The organism is Chelativorans xinjiangensis (assembly GCF_009812055.1).
Taxonomy (GTDB): domain Bacteria; phylum Pseudomonadota; class Alphaproteobacteria; order Rhizobiales; family Rhizobiaceae; genus Chelativorans; species Chelativorans xinjiangense.
Window position 1 is genome coordinate 42,577 of the sequence record NZ_WQNH01000029.1, and the last position, 19,130, is coordinate 61,706.

General features: G+C 65.0%; 17 protein-coding genes. 4 read left to right on the forward strand and 13 right to left on the reverse strand.

Features of this window, described 5'->3' with window-relative positions; translation table 11 throughout:
• Positions 1-79 precede the first annotated feature (79 nt).
• From GM910_RS17140 to typA, 3 genes are all read left to right on the forward strand, one after another.
• Complete coding sequence (locus GM910_RS17140) at positions 80-2,137, forward strand: M3 family metallopeptidase (protein ID WP_159589381.1); 2,058 nt, start codon at positions 80-82, stop codon at positions 2,135-2,137.
• A 164-nt stretch (positions 2,138-2,301) separates the two neighbouring features.
• On the forward strand, positions 2,302-3,183 hold the full coding sequence (locus GM910_RS17145) for an MBL fold metallo-hydrolase (protein ID WP_159589383.1): 882 nt from the start codon (positions 2,302-2,304) through the stop codon (positions 3,181-3,183).
• 540 nt (positions 3,184-3,723) lie between these two features.
• Positions 3,724-5,550, forward strand: coding sequence for a translational GTPase TypA (gene typA / locus GM910_RS17150; protein WP_159589385.1), 1,827 nt, complete (start codon positions 3,724-3,726; stop codon positions 5,548-5,550).
• A gap of 3 nt (positions 5,551-5,553) precedes the next feature.
• Here the strand turns inward: typA and GM910_RS17155 are convergent, their stop codons facing one another.
• The 6 genes from GM910_RS17155 to ccmA form a co-directional block, all read right to left on the reverse strand.
• Positions 5,554-6,600 carry a DUF2332 domain-containing protein gene (locus GM910_RS17155; RefSeq protein ID WP_159589387.1) on the reverse strand — a complete coding sequence of 349 codons (1,047 nt, stop codon included), beginning with the start codon at positions 6,598-6,600 and terminating at the stop codon, positions 5,554-5,556.
• Positions 6,601-6,637: 37 nt separating this feature from the next.
• Positions 6,638-7,228, reverse strand: coding sequence for a DsbE family thiol:disulfide interchange protein (locus tag GM910_RS17160; RefSeq protein WP_159589389.1), 591 nt, complete (start codon positions 7,226-7,228; stop codon positions 6,638-6,640).
• On the reverse strand, positions 7,225-7,392 hold the full coding sequence (ccmD, locus tag GM910_RS17165) for a heme exporter protein CcmD (RefSeq protein WP_159589391.1): 168 nt from the start codon (positions 7,390-7,392) through the stop codon (positions 7,225-7,227). Before ccmD ends, GM910_RS17160 begins: the two co-directional genes overlap by 4 nt.
• The gene (locus GM910_RS17170) at positions 7,389-8,168 is read right to left on the reverse strand and encodes a heme ABC transporter permease (protein ID WP_159589393.1); all 780 of its coding nucleotides are present in this window, start codon (positions 8,166-8,168) and stop codon (positions 7,389-7,391) included. Before GM910_RS17170 ends, ccmD begins: the two co-directional genes overlap by 4 nt.
• An 85-nt stretch (positions 8,169-8,253) precedes the next feature.
• Complete coding sequence (gene ccmB, locus GM910_RS17175) at positions 8,254-8,916, reverse strand: heme exporter protein CcmB (protein ID WP_159589395.1); 663 nt, start codon at positions 8,914-8,916, stop codon at positions 8,254-8,256.
• Between the two features lie 247 nt (positions 8,917-9,163).
• The gene (ccmA, locus tag GM910_RS17180; RefSeq protein ID WP_159589451.1) at positions 9,164-9,775 is read right to left on the reverse strand and encodes a heme ABC exporter ATP-binding protein CcmA; all 612 of its coding nucleotides are present in this window, start codon (positions 9,773-9,775) and stop codon (positions 9,164-9,166) included.
• 283 nt (positions 9,776-10,058) lie between these two features.
• On the opposite strand from ccmA, the gene acnA reads away from it, so the two are divergent.
• Positions 10,059-12,746, forward strand: coding sequence for an aconitate hydratase AcnA (gene acnA / locus GM910_RS17185; protein ID WP_201285532.1), 2,688 nt, complete (start codon positions 10,059-10,061; stop codon positions 12,744-12,746).
• A gap of 121 nt (positions 12,747-12,867) precedes the next feature.
• Here acnA and GM910_RS17190 read toward each other — a convergent pair whose 3' ends face one another.
• The 7 genes from GM910_RS17190 to GM910_RS17220 all read right to left on the reverse strand — a co-directional run bounded on the left by GM910_RS17190 (position 12,868) and on the right by GM910_RS17220 (position 19,082).
• On the reverse strand, positions 12,868-13,389 hold the full coding sequence (locus GM910_RS17190; protein ID WP_201285530.1) for a superoxide dismutase family protein: 522 nt from the start codon (positions 13,387-13,389) through the stop codon (positions 12,868-12,870).
• A 163-nt stretch (positions 13,390-13,552) separates the two neighbouring features.
• Positions 13,553-13,957 (reverse strand): F0F1 ATP synthase subunit epsilon, encoded by a 405-nt coding sequence (locus GM910_RS17195; protein ID WP_159589399.1) that lies wholly within the window; start codon positions 13,955-13,957, stop codon positions 13,553-13,555.
• Between the two features lie 72 nt (positions 13,958-14,029).
• Positions 14,030-15,622, reverse strand: coding sequence for a F0F1 ATP synthase subunit beta (atpD, locus tag GM910_RS17200; RefSeq protein WP_201285531.1), 1,593 nt, complete (start codon positions 15,620-15,622; stop codon positions 14,030-14,032).
• Between the two features lie 22 nt (positions 15,623-15,644).
• A complete protein-coding gene (locus GM910_RS17205; protein ID WP_159589401.1) occupies positions 15,645-16,526 on the reverse strand; it encodes a F0F1 ATP synthase subunit gamma in 882 nt (293 codons plus the stop codon).
• A 9-nt stretch (positions 16,527-16,535) separates the two neighbouring features.
• Positions 16,536-16,973: a GlcG/HbpS family heme-binding protein gene (locus tag GM910_RS17210; protein WP_159589403.1), complete on the reverse strand. Its 438-nt coding sequence runs from the start codon at positions 16,971-16,973 to the stop codon at positions 16,536-16,538.
• Between the two features lie 19 nt (positions 16,974-16,992).
• Complete coding sequence (gene atpA / locus GM910_RS17215) at positions 16,993-18,522, reverse strand: F0F1 ATP synthase subunit alpha (RefSeq protein ID WP_159589405.1); 1,530 nt, start codon at positions 18,520-18,522, stop codon at positions 16,993-16,995.
• Positions 18,522-19,082 (reverse strand): F0F1 ATP synthase subunit delta, encoded by a 561-nt coding sequence (locus tag GM910_RS17220; RefSeq protein ID WP_159589407.1) that lies wholly within the window; start codon positions 19,080-19,082, stop codon positions 18,522-18,524. The genes atpA and GM910_RS17220 overlap by 1 nt, the downstream gene beginning before the upstream one ends.
• Between the last annotated feature and the right edge of the window lie 48 nt (positions 19,083-19,130).

The window sequence follows — 19,130 nt, forward strand, 5'->3', positions numbered from 1 at the left end:
AGCGAGCCCGCCGGCTCTACATCGGGTACGGTCTGCTGTTCCCGCGCCTCCTTTTCCTGCTTCGTTTCAAGGGTTTCCCATGGCTCCTGCCCCCTCCGCCGTCGATCTTGCGACACATCCGCTCACCGCGTGGAACGGGCCGCTCGGCCTGCCCGAGTTCGGCCACATCGACGAAAGCACACTCTCATCGGCCTTCGACGCCGCCCTTGCCGCCCACGAGGTGGAGATCGCCGACATCGCCGGGAATGACGAAACGCCGAGCATCGACAACACGCTTGCCGCGCTCGAGCTTTCCGGCGAGCCGCTGTCGCGCGTCTCGGCCGTCTTCTGGTGCCGCGCCGGCGCACATACGAACGAGACGATCCAGAAGCTGGAGCGCGAGATCTCGCCGCGCATGGCGCGCCACTATTCCCGCATCACCATGAACGAGGCGCTGTTCAGGCGCCTCGACACGCTCTACGCGGCGCGCGAAACCCTCGACCTCGACAAGGAGACGGACCGCGTTCTGGAAAAGACGTGGAAGCGCTTCGTCCGCGGCGGTGCCAGGCTCGACGCGGAAGGCAAAACGCGCCTTGCCGAGATCAACGAGGAGCTTGCCGCCCTCGGCGCCCGTTTCGGCCAGAACGTGCTGGCCGACGAGAGCAAATGGGCGCTGTTCCTGGACGAGAGCGACCTCGCCGGTCTGCCCGCCTCGCTAAGAAGCGCAATGGCGGAGGCAGCCGAATCCCGTGGAGAGCCCGGCCGCTACGCCGTCACCCTGTCGCGCTCCATCGCCGAGCCCTTCCTTGCCGCCTCCGCCCGCCGCGACCTGCGCGAGACGGTGCTTCATGCCTTCATCCGCCGCAGCGAGAACGAGGGCGAGGCGAACAACGCCGGCATCGTGCGCGACACGCTTCGGCTGCGCGCCGAGAAGGCGCGGCTGCTCGGCTACGAGAACTACGCAGCCTACAAGCTCGACGACACGATGGCCAAGACGCCGGACGCCGTGATGGAACTCCTTGAGCCCGTCTGGAAGAAGGCGCGCGAAAAGGCGGCCGAGGACGAGAAGGAACTGCAGCGCATTGCCGCCGCCGAAGGCCACAACCACGCCATTGCCCCCTGGGACTGGCGCTACTACGCCGAGAAACTGCGTGGTGAGCGTTTCGCCTTCGACGAAAGCGCGCTGGAGCCCTATCTGGCGCTCGAAAACGTTATCGCCGCCGCCTTCGACGTCGCCCACCGCCTCTTCGGCCTCACCTTCGAGGAGCAGAAGGGCATAGCCGCATGGCACGAGGACGTGCGGGCTTTTACCGTGAAGAACGGCGACGGGACGACGCGCGGCGTCTTCCTCGCCGACTATTTCAACCGCCCTTCGAAACGCTCCGGTGCCTGGATGAGCGCGCTCCAGTCCGGCTTCAAGCTCGGCCGAGGCCAAAAGCCCATCGTCTATAACGTGATGAACTTCGCCAAGCCGCCCAAGGGCAAGCCGGCGCCCCTGTCCGTGGACGACGCGCGCACGCTGTTCCACGAGTTCGGCCACGCCCTGCACGGCCTGCTGAGCGACGTCACCTGGCCCTCCATATCCGGCACCGCCGTCGCCCGCGATTTTGTCGAACTCCCCTCGCAGCTTTTCGAGCACTGGTTCACCGTGCCGGAGGTGCTTTCCAGGCACGCCCGCCATGTGGAGACCGGCGAGCCCATGCCGCAAGAGCTTCTGGAGAAGATGCGCGCTGCGCGCAATTTCGGCTCCGGCTTCGCCACGGTGGAGTTCACCGCCTCCGCATTGGTCGACATGGCCTTCCACGCACGGGAGGAGGCGCCGGAGGACCCGCTGCGCTTCGAGGCGGAGACCCTGGAAAAGCTCGAAAAGCCCGCGGCCATCCCCATGCGCCACCGCACGCCGCACTTCCTGCACGTCTTCTCCGGTGACGGCTATTCGGCCGGCTACTACTCATACATGTGGTCGGAGGTGTTGGACGCCGATGCCTTCCGCGCCTTCGAGGAGGCCGGCGACCCGTTCAACCGAGAGGCCGCCGAAAAACTCCACCGCCACATCTATTCCGCCGGCGGCTCGGCCGACCCGGAAGAACTCTACATGGCCTTCCGCGGCCGGCTGCCGAGCCCGGAGGCGATGATGGAGAAGAAGGGGCTCGTCTAGGCCGCCATGCGAATTCTCCGCAAAGGATGGAAGAAACCGATCGCCACGTCCTTGTAGCTTAGAAAAATCGTCTCATTCCTACTGCATTTATGGAAATTGCATCTTGACGGTTTCCTCGCTAACTACACGCCGTTGCCACAAGGTACGGCGTGACGGAGATAGCGATGCAGGATTGTTCGGCGCTCGAAGTGACAGCGTTTTTCGAGGAGTACACCTCTTCCCTGCAATATGTCGCGGCCGACCCCGCGACGAACAGGTGCGCGATCATCGATCCTGTGCTCGACTTCGACGAAAAATCCGGCGCCACGGCCACACACAGCGCCGACGAGATCCTGGCCTTCATCGAGAAGCGGGGCCTCACCGTCGAGTGGATTCTCGACACTCACCCCCACGCCGACCATTTCTCCGCGGCAGATTATCTGAGACGAAAGACTGGCGCACCCACAGCCATCGGCGCAAGGGTGGTCGAAGTCCAGAAGCTCTGGAAAGAGATTTACAACTGGCCGGATTTCCCTACCGACGGTTCGCAATGGGACAAGCTTTTCGCCGAGGGGGAGAGCTTCCTTGTGGGGGAAATCCCGGCGAAGGTGCTCTTCTCCCCCGGTCACACGCTCGCCTCCATCACCTATGTCATCGGTGATGCCGCCTTCGTGCACGATACGCTCTTCATGCCTGACAGCGGCACGGCGCGCGCGGATTTCCCCGGCGGAAGCGCCCAACAGCTCTGGAATTCGATCCAGGAAATCCTCTCGCTTCCGGACGAAACGCGCCTTTTCACTGGCCACGACTACCAGCCGGGCGGACGCGAGCCCCGCTGTCAAAGCACCGTGGCCGAGCAGAGGGCGGAGAACATCCATATTTCAAGATGCCGAACGACGGAGGAATTCGTTCGAGTGCGCCAGGCGCGTGACAAGACACTCCCCATGCCGAGGCTTATCCTTCACGCGCTGCAGGTGAATATGAATGGCGGGCGGCTGCCGGAACCGGAAAGGAACGGGCGGCGCTATCTCAAATTTCCACTAAACGCGCTTAGAAGGGACATTTGAAGGTCGAGTATACTACCTGATCGACCGTCGCGAAACGCTTTGAATCGCCATCATGACTTACGTTTGCCATTTTCTGCATAAACTATAGTATAGTCAGAATTAATCTGAATTAATGCATCATAATTATTGGATATAGTCATTTGGTCAAATATATCTCACCTGTCCTATTCGGGCTGGCATGTCTCGCACTTTCTGGATGCATTTCCGGCGGAGAGCGTCATGCTTGCATGAACGACCAGTGCTCCACCCCTAAAGGCATGTTCGACGATGGCAATGAAGTGATCTACGATAACGGAATGCTCACCGATGGTGGAGACGGCGGTCGATTCGGAGTCCCCCCGCCTTCCTACCCTCCGGAAAGGATCATTAGGTAGCCATAATTCGCAGGCGTGGCACTCCATACGCCGACCGAAAGTCCCTATATTAAAGCGGCGCTCCATCGGCACCTCCCTTTCGCAATTGCGAAAAAACCTGTATGAGCGCGGCCAACGAAGATACGGCCGCGCCTGAAGCCGCGTCCGACGACCCCGAAGAGAACCAATGAAACTCCGCAATATTGCGATCATCGCCCATGTCGATCATGGGAAGACCACCCTTGTCGACGCGCTCCTGAAGCAGTCGGGCTCCCTGCGCGACAACCAGCGCGTCGACGAGCGCGCCATGGACTCCAACGACCTGGAGAAGGAGCGCGGCATCACCATCCTCGCCAAGGCCACCTCCGTGGTCTGGAAGGACGTGCGCATCAACATCGTCGACACGCCCGGCCATGCCGACTTCGGCGGCGAGGTGGAGCGCATCCTCAACATGGTGGATGGCGCGGTGCTTCTGGTGGACGCAGCCGAAGGGCCGATGCCGCAGACCAAGTTCGTCGTCGGCAAGGCGCTGAAGGTGGGGCTGAAGCCCATCGTCGCCGTCAACAAGATCGACCGGCCGGACGCGCGCGCCGACGAGGTGATCAACGAGGTCTTCGACCTCTTCGCCGCCCTCGACGCCACCGACGAGCAGCTCGATTTTCCGATCCTCTACGGCTCCGGCCGCGATGGCTGGATGAGCGATGATCCAGCCGGTCCGCAGGACGGCGGCCTGGCGCCGCTCTTCGACCTGGTGCTGAAGCACGTGCCGGAACCCTCCGTCGACGAAGGGCCGTTCCGCATGATCGGCACCATCCTCGAGGCCAATCCCTTCCTCGGCCGCATCATCACCGGGCGCGTCGCTTCCGGCACCGTGAAACCGAACCAGGCAGTCAAGGTGCTTTCGCACGACGGCAGCCTGCTGGAGCAGGGCCGCATCTCGAAGATCCTCGCCTTCCGTGGCCTCGAGCGTCAGCCCATCGACGAAGCACAGGCAGGCGACATCGTCGCCATCGCCGGCTTGTCGAAGGGCACGGTGGCCGACACCTTCTGCGACCCCTCCGTAGCGCAAGCAATGAAGGCCCAGCCCATCGATCCGCCGACGGTCACGATGAGCTTCCTCGTCAACGATTCGCCGCTCGCCGGCACCGAGGGCGACAAGGTGACGAGCCGCGTCATCCGCGACCGTCTCCTGAAGGAGGCGGAAGGCAACGTGGCGTTGAAGATCGAGGAATCGGCCGACAGGGACTCCTTCTTCGTCTCCGGCCGCGGCGAGTTGCAGCTTGCCGTCCTCATCGAGACCATGCGCCGCGAGGGTTTCGAGCTTGCCGTCTCGCGCCCGCGCGTCGTCATGACGAAGGACGACAGCGGCCAGCTTCTGGAGCCTATCGAGGAAGTCGTCGTCGACGTCGACGAGGAGCACGCCGGCATCGTTGTGCAGAAGATGTCGGAGCGTAAAGCCGAGATGGTGGAGCTCCGCCCCTCGGGTGGCGACCGCCAGCGCCTCGTCTTCCACGCGCCCACCCGCGGCCTCATCGGCTACCAGTCGGAGCTTCTGACCGACACGCGTGGCACGGCGGTCATGAACCGCCTGTTCCACGAATACCAGCCCTACAAGGGCGAGATCGGCGGCCGCGTCAACGGCGTGCTGATTTCGAACGACTCGGGCGAGGCCGTGGCTTTCGCGCTGTGGAATCTGGAAGACCGCGGCCCGATGGTCATCGACCCGGGCGTGAAGGTCTACCAGGGCATGATCATCGGCATCCACTCGAGAGACAACGACCTGGAAGTGAACGTCCTGAAGGGCAAGAAGCTCTCCAACGTGCGCGCCGCCGGCAAGGACGAGGCGGTGAAACTCACTCCGCCCATCCGCATGACGCTGGAGCGCGCGCTTTCCTGGATCCAGGAGGACGAGCTGGTGGAGGTGACGCCGAAGTCCATCCGCCTGCGCAAGCTCTATCTCGACCCCCACGAGCGCAAGCGTTTCGAGAAGCAGAAGATGGCGGGCGCGGCGTAAGCCTCACCCACCCAGCCACTCGATCCAGCGTCCGTGAAAGTCGCAGCGGGCAAGGTCTCGCGTTTCTCCCACAGGCCACAGCGTAAGCCGCAGCCGGGCAAAGCCGGTATCGCCCGAGACCGGCTCCATTCTCAGCCAGGCGAGCGGGGTGGAGCCCGGCGCATTGCCCGCCTCGTCGAGCAGGGTCTCGATATGCCGGCGCTTCTCGTATGGCAGGTATTGCCACATGATCGAGTGGAACAGCACGAAGACCGCGTCATCGCCTCTTGCGGCAAGCTCCGCGGCGATGAAATCCGCGGCGTCGGCCTTCTCGATGCTGAACGGCGTCTCCCGCGCCAGCGCGAGCGCCGCTTCCAGCCGCTCAAGCCGCGCCGTCTGGTCAGGCCAGACGTAGGACTTCAGCCGCAATCTCTCCTCGGCATCCGCAACGTCGACGGGCACCACATCGCTGCCCTTTCGCGAGGCGATGTCGAGGAAGCCGCCCAATGGGGGCGCCTTGCCGCGCGCCTCTGCCGTCAGCTTCACGGGCGAGGCCTCGTCGCCCCAACAAGCCTCGCCATAGCGATAGTGAAAGCGATCGAAGAGAAGGTTGAGCCCGGCGCTCGATCCGATCTCGCGGATGGCAAGCGGCATGCCCGCCTCCCGGCCGATAGCGAGGAAGCCAGGCAGAAGCATCGCCGCCCGGGCGATCTCGTTGGTCTGCGGCGGCGAATCGAGCCCTTGCACAAGCCGCGCATCGTGCCGGGCGATTGCCGCCGTCAACGCCTCGCGCAGCGCCTCGTCCGTTACCTGGTTGGGCGGATAGGCGGCGGCAAGCGCCGGATCGGCGCCTGAAAGCACAAGCGCATGCAGCGCCCCGGCAAGCCGCAGCGCGACCGCGTCGCTGCGCGGCTTTCCCGGCCAGGCGGCGACGCGGCGACCCGTCTCGGTGCTTTCGTCCAGGAGGTCCGAAAGCAGGCGACACAGCCGTGCGGTGAAGGGAGAGCCCAGCGTTTCGCTGCCGTCCGCCTGTTTCAGGAAGTGCTCTTCGATCTTTCCGCTGAGCGTCACGACCCCCTCCCCGCCCGCTTATGCTTCCGCCCCGCCGTCACCCCGCCGTCTCGGCCAGCGCCTTCTCGACCTCGGGCATCAGATCGTTCTTGAGGCTGCGCGGCGTGAAGGGGCCCACATGCTTGTAGCGTATCGTCCCGTCGGGGCCGACAAGGAAAGTTTCCGGCACGCCGTAGACACCCCACTCGATCGCCGCCCGCCCGCTCTGGTCGACGCCGATGGCATCGAACGGATTGCCGAGCTCGCCGAGGAAGCGGCGGGCGTTCTCCGGCCTGTCCTTGTAGTTGAGGCCGACAAGCCGAATGCGCTCGTCCCCGCCCAGTTGCATCAGGAACGGGTGTTCGTCGCGGCACGGCAGGCACCAGGAGCCCCACACGTTCACCAGCGTCACATTGCCCTGGAAATCGGCCGGCGAAAGGCCCGGTAGGTCCACGCCCTCGAGCGGCGGCAGCTCCGTCTGCGGCGCCGGCTGGCCGATGAGCGCGGAAGGCACGACCGACGTGTCGCGGCCGGAGAAGAGCTGCGCCAGGAACACCGCCGACAGCGCCAGAAAAACCACAAGCGGCAAGAGGAGCAAGAAGAGGATGAGCCGGCGCGGTTTCTGCACCCGTTCCTGGTCCGTCGTCATCTGGCTGCCTCCGTCCTGGCCGAGCGCCGGCGCACGCCGCGCTCTTCCAGTTCCTTGAGCGCCCGCTTCTGCGCCTTCTGATCGAGCAGGATCCACGCCGCCAGCCCGGCAATCGCGAGAGCCGAGATGGCATAGGCCGCCACGACATAGGCCAGATGCGTCATGACGCCTGCCCCTCCGCGAGCTTCCCTTCCGCTGCCCGCGCCGACAAGCGCCGCATGGCGCTCACCCTGCGCCGCCAAATCTCGGCGCGCATCGCCATGAGATGCAGCGCCAGGAACAGAAGCGTGAAGCCCGCCGCCGAGATCAGGAGCGGCCACAAGAGGCTCGGGTGGATGGTCGGCCCGTCGAGGCGGAACACGGAGGCCGGCTGGTGCAGCGTGTTCCACCAGTCGACCGAGAACTTGATGATCGGGATGTTGATGAAGCCGACCAGCGTGAGGATCGCCGCGGCGCGCGCCGCCCGGCTCTGGTCGTCAAGCGCCCGCGTCAGCGCAATGATGCCGAGATACATGAGGAACAGCACGAACACCGAGGTTAGCCGCGCGTCCCACACCCACCACGTGCCCCACATGGGCTTGCCCCAGATGGAGCCGGTGACGAGAGCCAGCGCCGTGAAGACGGCGCCGATGGGCGCGGCCGCCTTGAGCGCGACATCGGCCAGCGGATGCCGCCACACCAGCGTGCCGAGCGCCGAAGCCGCCATCAGCGTGTAGCAGAACATGGCGAGCCACGCGAAGGGCACGTGGATATACATGATGCGCACCGTGATGCCCTGCTGGTAGTCCTCGGGCGCGGCAAAGGCCATGCCGAGGCCGACGACGAGCACCAGCACCGCCGCTCCCCCCAGCCACGGCACAAGGCTGCCCGCAAGCGCCAGAAAGCGCGTCGGGTTGGCGAGCGCGGTCAGCCGCGCCGTCAGATTGGCCGTTTCACTCATCCTGTCGTAAATAGACCGCCAGACCGTCCCTAGCAATTCATCCACATTGCCGCAGCAGGCCGCGCGGCTCACATTCTCGTGCCCGTCAGTCGGCGTTGCGCAGGGCCAGCGCCGCCGCCGCCGGGCCAATGACGGCGAAGAACAGGGTCAGCGCGACGAGGATGAGGAAGGCCGGCAGAAACGGGTCGGGCTCGGCCACCGCCCCCCGGCTCGCCGCCACGCCGAAGATGAGGACGGGGATCGAAAGCGGCAGGATCAGAACGGAAACGAGCAGCCCGCCCCGCGGCAGCGCCACCACCAGCGCAGCCCCCACAGCGCCGATGAAGGTGATGGCCGGCGTGCCGACGAGAAGCGTCAGCGTCGCCGCGGCAAGGCCTGTCGGCGGCACGTTCATGAACAGGCCGAGCAGCGGCGCCACCGCCACCAGCGGCAACACGTTCGCCGTCCAGTGCGCCAGGCATTTGACGAACACGGTCAGCGCCAGCATGTGCCGACCGTCGGCGATCAGCATGAGGTCGAGCGAACCGTCCTCGCGGTCTGCCTGAAACAGCCGCTCCAGCCCCAGGAGGCTCGCAAGCAAAGCGCCGATCCACAGGATCGCCGGGCCGATGCGGGCAAGCAGATTGAGGTCAGGCCCGACGCCGAAGGGGATGACGGCGACGACGGCGAGGAAGAAGAGCACGCCCGTCAAGGCGCCGCTGCCGGCGCGGATGCCGAGCCTGACTTCGCGAAGGTAGAGGGCGAGCATCAGGAGCTTCCCCTGTAGGATGAGTGGAGAGCACCAGCGTAGCCGACTTCCCCTCCCCCTTGGGGGGAGGGGTGGGTGGGGGTCCGCGCGAAGCGCGACGAAGAACGAATTTTGTTACCCTGCGGGCCTAACCCCCACCCCTCACCCCTCCCCACAAGGGGGAGGGGGGTCCGATACGCCGGCGCTTCTCCCCTGAGGACCCCGACAGGGCAGAGGGGAGGGTGTCGGGAGCCAGCGGAAACGGTTTTCATCGCGCTTGCCCCCCCATCGCCAACTCCCCCGCCCCCTCAAGCCCCAGCGGCAGATGCGTCGCCGCCACGATCATCCCGCCCTCTCGAAGATGCCCCCGCATCAATTCCGCAAACCGCCCCTCCGACGCCCGGTCGAGGCCCGCCGTCGGCTCATCGAGCAACCACACCGGCCGATGCGAAACCAGCAGCCGTGCGATCGCCGCCCGCCGCCGCTGCCCGGTGGAGAGATAGCCGAACGGCAGATGCCCGATATCCTCCAGCCCCACCGTCTCCAGCGCCTCCGATGCCGTCATCCGCGCCTGCCCGAGGAAGCGCTGCCAGAAAACCAGGTTCTCCTCCACGGTCAGCGCGGTCTTCATCGCGTTGAAGTGCCCCAGATAATGGCAGGCGGCCCTGATATCCGGCCACTCCTCCCCGCCTCCGTCCAGCGCCAGCCGCCCCGCCGCCGGCCTCAGGAGTCCGGCGAGGATGCGCAGAAGCGTTGTTTTGCCGGCTCCATTCGGCCCGGTCACCAACAGCGCTTCGCCGCATGCGACCGCAAACGAGGTGTCGGAAAAAATGACTTCCCCGCCACGCTCACCGCTCAGCGCCTCGGCGGCAAGCCGCATGGTTTTCTGTCCGTCCGGCAATGGGTGTCCCTAGAAAATCGACAACGGGAAAGTTTCACGAAACTCGGTATGGAACTCTTCTACGAAATTCTCTATATCCCGGACAACCACGCCAGCGGTCGGCGTGTCACTTTGTGCCGATACCCGCGCGCGCGCCGTCTTGACCGGCCGGGACGCAGGGGAGCGGACAGCGGAAATGATCGCACCCGCACCTACGCGCCTGTCGCCTCAGGAGTCCGTTCCCGTTTCGGATGAACAGACTAGGATAGGATCGCTCGTGTCTATTTCTTCCCTCGACAGTTACAAATGCCGCCGCAGCCTCAAGGTTGGCGATAAGGAATACACCTATTTCGACCTCAAGGAGGCGGAGAAGAACGGCCTTTCCGGCATCGCCCGGCTTCCCTTCTCCATGAAGGTGCTTTTGGAGAACCTGTTGCGCCGCGAGGACGGGCGCTCTGTCACCAAGGAAAGCATCCAGGCTGTGGCAAGCTGGCTCGAGGATAAGGGCACGGCCGGCGTCGAGATCGCCTATTCTCCGGCCCGCGTCCTGATGCAGGACTTCACGGGCGTCCCGGCGGTGGTCGACCTCGCCGCCATGCGCGATGCCATGGCAGCACTCGGCGGCGATCCGGAGAAGATCAACCCGCTGGTGCCGGTAGACCTCGTCATCGACCACTCGGTCATCGTCGACGAGTTCGGCACGCCGAAGGCCTTCCAGCGCAATGTCGAGCTGGAATACAAGCGTAACGGCGAGCGCTACCGCTTCCTGAAATGGGGCCAGCAGGCATTCAAGAACTTCCGTGTCGTGCCTCCCGGCACCGGCATCTGCCACCAGGTGAACCTGGAATACCTCGGCCAGGTGGTGTGGACGAAGGACGAGGACGGCGAGACGGTCGCCTATCCCGACACCTGCGTCGGCACCGATTCGCACACCACCATGATCAACGGCCTCGGCGTTCTCGGTTGGGGCGTCGGCGGCATCGAGGCGGAAGCGGCCATGCTCGGCCAGCCGGTCTCCATGCTGCTTCCCGAGGTCATCGGCTTCAAGCTCACCGGCAAGCTTAACGAGGGCGTGACGGCGACGGACCTAGTGCTCACCGTCACGCAGATGCTGCGCCAGACGGGCGTCGTCGGCAAGTTCGTTGAGTTCTTCGGCCCGGGCCTCAACAACATGACGCTGGCCGACCGCGCCACCATCGGCAACATGTCGCCGGAATACGGCGCCACCTGCGGCTTCTTCCCCGCCGACGAGGAGACGCTGAAATATCTGCGCACCTCCGGCCGCGACGAGGACCGCATCGCCCTCGTGGAAGCCTATTCCAAGGCACAAGGCATGTGGCGCGACGCGGACGCCCCGGAGCCTGTCTTCACCGACACGCTGCAGCTCGACCTCGGCGATGTCGTGCCCTCCATGGCCGGCCCGAAGCGCCCTGAGGGCCGCATTCCGCTGGGCAGCATCGCGTCGGGCTTCGAGGAAGCACTGGCGAAGGAATACAAGAAGTCCGGCGGCACCACGAAGCGCTACCCGGTCGAGGGCATGGACATCGACATCGCCCACGGCGACGTGGCGATCGCCGCCATCACCTCGTGCACCAACACCTCGAACCCGAGCGTGCTGATCGCCGCCGGCCTTCTGGCGCGCAACGCCAACCGGCTGGGCCTCAAGCAGAAGCCCTGGGTAAAGACCTCGCTTGCCCCCGGCAGCCAGGTAGTGGCCGAGTATCTGAAAAAATCCGGCCTTCAGAAGGAGCTGGACCAACTCGGCTTCAACCTCGTTGGCTTCGGCTGCACCACCTGCATCGGCAATTCCGGCCCGCTTCTCGAGCCGATTTCCAAGGTGATCAACGACAAGGGCCTGATCGTCGCCTCGGTGCTTTCCGGCAACCGCAACTTCGAGGGCCGTGTGTCGCCCGACGTGCAGGCGAACTACCTCGCCTCGCCGCCGCTGGTCGTCGCCTACGCGCTCGCCGGCTCGGTGACCAGGGATCTGACCACGGAGCCCATCGGCGAGGACAAGGACGGCCAGCCGGTCTATCTGAAGGATATCTGGCCCACCAGCCAGGAGGTGAACGACTTCATCACGAAGCACGTCACCCGCGAGCTCTTCGCCTCCAAATACGCCGACGTCTTCAAGGGCGACGAATTGTGGCGCGAGGTCAAGGCGCCGACGGGCCAGACCTATGCCTGGGACTCGGATTCGACCTACGTCCAGAACCCGCCCTACTTCGAGGGCATGGACCCGACCCCACGGGCGGGCGGCGACATCAAGGGCGCGCGCGTCCTGGGTCTGTTCGGCGACAAGATCACCACCGACCACATCTCACCGGCCGGCGCCATCAAGGCGCAGTCCCCCGCCGGGAAGTACCTCATGGATCACGGCGTCGGCGTCGCTGACTTCAACCAGTACGGCACGCGGCGCGGCAATCATGAGGTGATGATGCGCGGCACCTTCGCCAACATCCGCATCCGCAACCATATGCTGGGCGAAAACGGCACCGAGGGCGGCTACACGTTCCACTATCCCTCGAAGGAAGAGATGTCGATCTACGACGCCGCCATGCGCTATAAGGCCGAAGGCGTGCCGCTGGTCATCTTCGCCGGCGTGGAATACGGCAACGGCTCCTCGCGCGACTGGGCGGCAAAGGGCACCAACCTGCTTGGCGTGCGCGCCGTCATCGCCCAGTCCTTCGAGCGCATCCACCGCTCGAACCTCGTCGGCATGGGCGTCATCCCCTTCGTCTTCGCCGAGGAGACGAGCTGGCAGGAGCTGGGGCTGAAGGGCGACGAGACCGTCAGCATCGAAGGCCTGGACAACATCCAGCCCCGCGTCACGCTCACCGCCAAGATCACCCATGCCGACGGCACGGTGAAGGACGTTCCGGTGCTATGCCGCATCGATACGCTGGACGAGCTCGAGTACTTCAAGAACGGCGGCATCCTGCACTACGTGCTGCGCGATCTCGCCGCCTGATCGACGAGGCTGGCTTGAAAAGAAAGCCGCCGGCCCCCGACGGCTTTCTTGTTTTCGGATAGCGGCAGGCCGTTACGCCGCCTGTGCCCTGCTCCCGGAACCAGACCGCCTGGAGCTGGCTCTACTCGATCACCCCGCAGGCAATCCGGTCTCCCGCCTCGCCGGAAGGCTGGCTGCTGTAGTCGTCGGGATCGGCGTGCACGACGACGGCCGAACCATCATCGTCCTGCAGCGGGTTTTCGCCGTCTTCGCTTACCGACACACGGTCGGTGAAGAACTCAACCCTCAAGACACCATCCTGTCCGACGTGCACATTGGGCAGGTCGCCCGGATGCGGTCCTCCTTCGCTGAGGACGCCGTGCTCCCTGTCGCCGGCGTAATGGCCGCCCGCCGACGCGAAGCCATCCCCGACGTTGCATGAGCCCATTTCATGGACGTGGAAGCCATGCGGGCCAGGAGGCAGGTCCGTCATCTCCACGACGATGTGCGCCATCCCCGAGGCCGTTTCGTTGAGCGCTACCGTTCCGACCTCACGCTCCTCGTTGTTGATCATATTGGCGGAAAGGCTCTCCCCGTTCTCCTGCGCGAAAGCGTGAGAAAGCGGCAGCAGCGCCGCCAGTATGGCCGTGGCCGTCACTCGCATATCGTCTCTCCCTGCTCGGTGTCGCTGCCCTGTATGTTCAGGTGCGGTGCAGCTCTCCGCACCAACCGGCATCTAGGGCGTTTGTTTCGCAATCGGGAGAAACAGCCGGAAAAGAAAAAGGCCGGCGCAATGGCCGGCCCTTTCAATTCCCATGCAATCGGCCTCACGCCGGCAGTATGGCACGTTCCAGCGTGGTGAGTTGGGCGAGGAATTCCTCCGCCTTGGTCCGCGCCTCGTCGTCCTTGGCGTCCTCGACGTCCTCTCGCGCTTCCTGGATACGGCGCGCAACATCCTCGCGGTCTATGTCGTCGACATGCACCGCCGACTCCGCCAGCAGCGTGCAGCCTTCGGGCAAAACATCCGCAAAGCCGCCGAAGACGACATAACGGTCTTCCCTGCCCTCGCGCGCGACGGTGATCACGCCCGGCTTGATGTTGGTCATGGTCGGGGCGTGGTTGGCCATTACGGTCATCTCGCCTTCTGTACCGGGGATAACCACATACTCGACGTCCTCGGAAACGAGCAGCCGTTCGGGCGAGACCAGTTCGAATTTGAAAGCTTGGGCCATGACGTCCTACCGAATGAGGTGCGGCCGAGGCGGGTTCCGCCTGCGGCCGCTATTCAATGTTCAGCCTGCGTGTCAGGCGGCCTCGGCGGCCAACCGCTCGGCCTTCTCGATCGCGTCCTCGATCGTGCCGACCATGTAGAACGCCGCTTCCGGCAGGTGGTCGTATTCGCCGGCGACCAGGCCCTTGAAACCCTTGATCGTGTCGGCAAGGTCGACCAGCTTGCCCGGCGAGCCGGTGAATACCTCGGCCACGAAGAAGGGCTGCGATAGGAAGCGCTCGATCTTGCGTGCGCGCGCCACCGTCAGCTTGTCCTCTTCAGAAAGCTCGTCCATGCCCAGGATGGCGATGATGTCCTGCAGCGACTTGTAGCGCTGCAGCGTCTGCTGCACGTCGCGCGCCACCTGGTAGTGCTCCTCGCCGACGATCATCGGGTCGAGCATGCGTGAGGTGGAGTCGAGCGGATCCACCGCCGGGTAGATGCCCTTCTCAGAGATGGCGCGGTTGAGCACCGTCGTCGCGTCCAAGTGGGCGAAGGAGGTCGCCGGCGCCGGGTCGGTCAGGTCGTCGGCGGGCACGTAGATCGCCTGCACCGAGGTGATCGAGCCGGTGGTCGTCGTCGTGATGCGCTCCTGCAGCGCGCCCATGTCGGTGGCGAGCGTCGGCTGGTAGCCCACGGCCGAGGGGATACGGCCGAGAAGCGCCGACACCTCGGAGCCCGCCTGGGTGAAGCGGAAGATGTTGTCGACGAAGAACAACACGTCCTGACCCTGGTCGCGGAAATACTCCGCCACCGTCAGGCCGGTGAGGCCGACGCGGGCGCGCGCGCCGGGCGGCTCGTTCATCTGGCCGTAGACGAGCGCGGCCTTGGAGCCCTCGCCGCCGCCGGCCTTGTTGACGCCCGAATCGATGAACTCGTGATAGAGGTCGTTGCCCTCACGCGTGCGCTCGCCGACACCGGCGAACACCGAGTAGCCGCCATGGGCCTTCGCCACGTTGTTGATCAGCTCCTGGATGAGCACCGTCTTGCCGACGCCCGCGCCGCCGAACAGGCCGATCTTGCCGCCCTTGGCGTATGGCGCCAGAAGGTCGAGGACCTTGATGCCGGTGACCAGGATCTCGGCCTCGGTCGACTGCTCGACATAGGTCGGCGCCGGCTGGTGGATGCCACGCATTTCCGTCGCCTCGATCGGACCGGCCTCGTCGGTCGGCTCGCCGATCACGTTGATGATGCGGCCGAGCATCTGCGGCCCGACGGGAACCGAGATCGAATCGCCCGTATCGAACACCTTCTGGCCACGCACGAGCCCTTCGGTGCTGTCCATGGCGATGCAGCGAACGGTGTTTTCGCCCAGGTGCTGGGCCACTTCGAGCACCAGCCGGCTACCCTGATTGTCGGTCTCCAGCGCGTTCAGGATCGCCGGCAGGTTATCCTCGAACTGCACGTCGACAACGGCGCCGATGACCTGGCGGACGATGCCGGCCGGGCCGGAAGCCTTGACGCGGGCTGCAGGCGTCTTCGCGGCGGCCGCCCTGGCAGGCGCCTTTCCATTCGCCGCCGCAGCCTTGGCGGGCGCCTTCCTGACGGTCTTCGCGGCCGGCTTGGCCGCCTCTGTGGTCTTGGCCGTACCTGCCGGTGCCCGCTTCGGGGTCGCTGCTTTTGCCATTGGTTTCTACCTCTTCGATCCGCTAGAGCGCTTCCGCGCCCGAAATGATTTCGATCAGTTCCTTGGTGATCTGCGCCTGGCGCTGGCGGTTGTAGGTGATCGACAGCTTGTCGATCATGTCGCCCGCATTGCGCGTCGCATTGTCCATCGCCGTCATCTTGGCGCCCATCTCGCCGGCCGCATTCTCGAGCAGCGCGCGGAACACCTGCACGGCAATATTGCGCGGGATGAGGTCGGCCAGGATCGTCGCCGCTTCCGGCTCGTACTCGTAGACCGCCCCGCCGGCGACCTCCTCCGCCTCCTCGTCCACCGAGACGGCGGCGGGGATGATCTGCAGCGCCGTCGGCACCTGGCTGATGACCGACTTGAACTCGGAATAGAACAGCGTGCAGACGTCGAACTGGCCCTCGTCGAACAGCCCGATCACCTTCCTGGCGATGGCATCCGCATTGGCGAAGCCGATCTGCTTGACCTCGCGAAGCTCCACGCGGTCGATGATAAGCTCGCTAAAGTCGCGGCGCAGGATATCGAAACCCTTCTTGCCGACGGTGAGGATCTTCACCTGCTTGCCGTTGGCGATCAGCTCGCGCGCATGCTCGCGCGCCAGCTTGGCGATCTGGCTGTTGAAGCCGCCGCAAAGGCCGCGCTCTGCGGTCGCCACGACCAGAAGGTGGGTGTCGTCCTTGCCGGTGCCGGCCATCAGCGGCGGCGCATCCGTGCCCGAGACGGTGCTCGTCACATTGGCAAGCACCACGCCCATGCGCGTGGCGTACGGGCGCGCGGCCTCGGCCGCCTCCTGGGCTCGACGCAGCTTCGCCGCGGCGACCATCTGCATCGCCTTGGTGATCTTCTGCGTCGCCTTGACAGAGGCGATCCGGTTGCGAAGGTCTTTCAGTGAAGCCATTCGAATACCCTAGTCCTTACCGGCTGCCGCCGAAGTCAATGCGTTTACGCCGGACAGCGCGACTTCCGCGTCCTCGTCCGGTGTCGCTCCCGCCGCGCCGATGCCGCCGACGATCTCTCCGCCCACGATAAGCGGAAAGCCGCCATCCACCGGCATTGCTTCAGCCAACGCAAGGATGCGGGGCGTGTGCGCCAGGCTTTCCTCGAAAACCTTGGTCGGACGCTTGAACGCCACCGCCGAGCGCGCCTTGGCCTCCGCCACGCGGATGCTGCCGAACTGCGTGTCGTCAAGCCTTTCCAGAAGCACGAGATGCCCGCCGGCATCGACCACCGCAATCACCGACGGAATGCTCTTCGCAAGCGCCGTCTGGCTGGCCGCGTCCGCAATCCGCCGTGCATCGGCGAGAGAAAGCGACGCTCCGTAGCCTGGTTGGGTTGCGGTGCTCACGCTTCGCTGCCTTTCAGCCTCAGGCGAAGTTCTTGGCGAAGGCGTCGATCTCGGCCTTGAGCTTGCCGCGCAGCTCGTCCGAAAGCGCCTTCTCCTTGCGGATCGCGCCGAGGATTTCCTTGCCCTCGGAGCGCATATGCGCAAGCAGCGCCTGCTCGAAGCGCGTCACGTCGCCGAGCGCCAGCTTGTCGAGATAGCCCTGCACGCCGGAGAAGATCACCACCACCTGCTCTTCGGTCTTGAGCGGCGAGAACTGCGGCTGCTTCAAGAGTTCCGTCAGGCGCGCGCCGCGGTTGAGCATGCGCTGCGTGGCCGCGTCGAGGTCCGAGCCGAACTGGGCGAAGGCCGCCATCTCGCGGTACTGCGCCAGCTCGCCCTTGATCGAGCCGGCCACCTGCTTCATGGCCTTGACCTGCGCCGCCGAGCCCACGCGGGACACCGACAGGCCGACGTTCACGGCCGGGCGGATGCCCTGGAAGAACAGGTTGGTCTCCAGGAAGATCTGCCCGTCGGTGATGGAGATGACGTTGGTCGGGATATAGGCCGACACGTCGTTGGCCTGCGTCTCGATGATGGGAAGGGCGGTCAGCGAGCCCGCGCCGTTGTCCTCGTTCATCTTCGCCGCGCGCTCAAGAAGCCGCGAGTGCAGGTAGAACACATCGCCCGGATAGGCCTCGCGGCCCGGCGGGCGGCGCAGAAGCAGCGACATCTGGCGGTAGGCGACGGCTTGCTTCGAAAGGTCGTCATAGCCGATCACCGCGTGCTTGCCGTTGTCGCGGAAATATTCACCCATGGCGCAGCCGGCGAACGGCGCCAGGAACTGCATCGGCGCCGGGTCGGAAGCCGTGGCGGCAACGACGATGGAATAGTCCAGCGCGCCGCGCTCTTCGAGCACCTTCACGAACTGCGCGACGGTCGAGCGCTTCTGGCCAACGGCCACATAGACGCAGTAGAGCTTCTGGCTCTCGTCGTCGCCATCGTTGAGCGGCTTCTGGTTGAGGAAAGTGTCGAGCAGGATGGCGGTCTTGCCGGTCTGGCGGTCGCCGATGATGAGCTCGCGCTGGCCGCGGCCGATGGGGATCAGCGCGTCGATGGCCTTCAGACCCGTCGACATCGGCTCATGCACCGACTTGCGGGGGATGATGCCCGGCGCCTTCACGTCCACGCGGCGGCGCTCTGCGGCCTTGATCGGGCCCTTGCCGTCGATCGGGTTGCCGAGCGCGTCGACCACGCGGCCGAGAAGGCCGGGGCCCACCGGCACGTCGACGATGGCGCCCGTGCGCTTGACAGTGTCGCCTTCCTTGATGTCGCGGTCGGAGCCGAAGATCACGACGCCGACATTGTCGACCTCGAGATTGAGCGCCATGCCGCGGATGCCGCCGGGGAACTCCACCATCTCGCCGGCCTGCACGTTGTCCAGGCCGTAGACGCGGGCGATGCCGTCACCGACGGAGAGCACCTGGCCGACCTCGGAAACCTCGGCCTCCTTGCCGAAATTCTTGATCTGGTCCTTGAGAATTGCGGAAATTTCCGCCGCGCGGATATCCATCAGCCGACCTCTTTCAGTGCAAGCTTAAGCGAATTGAGTTTTGTTTTGAGCGATGTGTCGATCTGGCGCGAGCCAAGCTTCACGACAAGGCCGCCGAGCAGCGAGGGATCGACCGTAACCTTTACGGTAACTTCCTTGCCGGCGACCTGTTTGAGCGCAGCCTTCAGCTCCCGCTCCTGCGCAGCGCTCAGCGCATGCGCCGAGGCCACCTCGGCAGCCGCCTCGCCGCGCGCCTCGGCCGCCACCTTGCGGAAGCCTTGGATCATCTGCGGCACCGCGAACAGCCGCCGGTTCTTGGCCACGACACGCAGGAAATTGCCGACCAGCCCGCCGATCTTCGTCTTGGTGAGAACGGCGTCGACGGCCTTGAACTGCTCATCGGCGGAAAAGACGGGGCTTTTGATCAGCCGCTGAAGGTCTTCACTTCCCTCCAGCAAGGCCTCGAAACGGCCGAGGTCTTCTTCGACCTGCGGAATCGCTTTCGATTCCTGCGCCAGTTCGAACAGCGAAAGTGCATAGCGTCCCGCCACCCCGGAGATCATCGAGCCAGACTGTGCCACCAAATGGCCTCTTCCCGCAGCTTGGGGGTCACGAGATTTGACGCTGGA

What these genes read in the sequence shown, in the direction of transcription:
- GM910_RS17140 (WP_159589381.1), top strand. Translation starts at nt 80, where the DNA reads ATGGCTCCTGCCCCCTCCGCCGTCGATCTTGCGACACATCCGCTCACC.
- GM910_RS17145 (WP_159589383.1), top strand. Translation starts at nt 2,302, where the DNA reads ATGCAGGATTGTTCGGCGCTCGAAGTGACAGCGTTTTTCGAGGAGTAC.
- typA (WP_159589385.1), top strand. Translation starts at nt 3,724, where the DNA reads ATGAAACTCCGCAATATTGCGATCATCGCCCATGTCGATCATGGGAAG.
- GM910_RS17160 (WP_159589389.1), bottom strand. Translation starts at nt 7,228, where the DNA reads ATGACGACGGACCAGGAACGGGTGCAGAAACCGCGCCGGCTCATCCTC.
- ccmD (WP_159589391.1), bottom strand. Translation starts at nt 7,392, where the DNA reads ATGACGCATCTGGCCTATGTCGTGGCGGCCTATGCCATCTCGGCTCTC.
- GM910_RS17170 (WP_159589393.1), bottom strand. Translation starts at nt 8,168, where the DNA reads ATGAGTGAAACGGCCAATCTGACGGCGCGGCTGACCGCGCTCGCCAAC.
- ccmB (WP_159589395.1), bottom strand. Translation starts at nt 8,916, where the DNA reads ATGCTCGCCCTCTACCTTCGCGAAGTCAGGCTCGGCATCCGCGCCGGC.
- ccmA (WP_159589451.1), bottom strand. Translation starts at nt 9,775, where the DNA reads ATGCGGCTTGCCGCCGAGGCGCTGAGCGGTGAGCGTGGCGGGGAAGTC.
- GM910_RS17190 (WP_201285530.1), bottom strand. Translation starts at nt 13,389, where the DNA reads ATGCGAGTGACGGCCACGGCCATACTGGCGGCGCTGCTGCCGCTTTCT.
- GM910_RS17195 (WP_159589399.1), bottom strand. Translation starts at nt 13,957, where the DNA reads ATGGCCCAAGCTTTCAAATTCGAACTGGTCTCGCCCGAACGGCTGCTC.
- atpD (WP_201285531.1), bottom strand. Translation starts at nt 15,622, where the DNA reads ATGGCAAAAGCAGCGACCCCGAAGCGGGCACCGGCAGGTACGGCCAAG.
- GM910_RS17205 (WP_159589401.1), bottom strand. Translation starts at nt 16,526, where the DNA reads ATGGCTTCACTGAAAGACCTTCGCAACCGGATCGCCTCTGTCAAGGCG.
- atpA (WP_159589405.1), bottom strand. Translation starts at nt 18,522, where the DNA reads ATGGATATCCGCGCGGCGGAAATTTCCGCAATTCTCAAGGACCAGATC.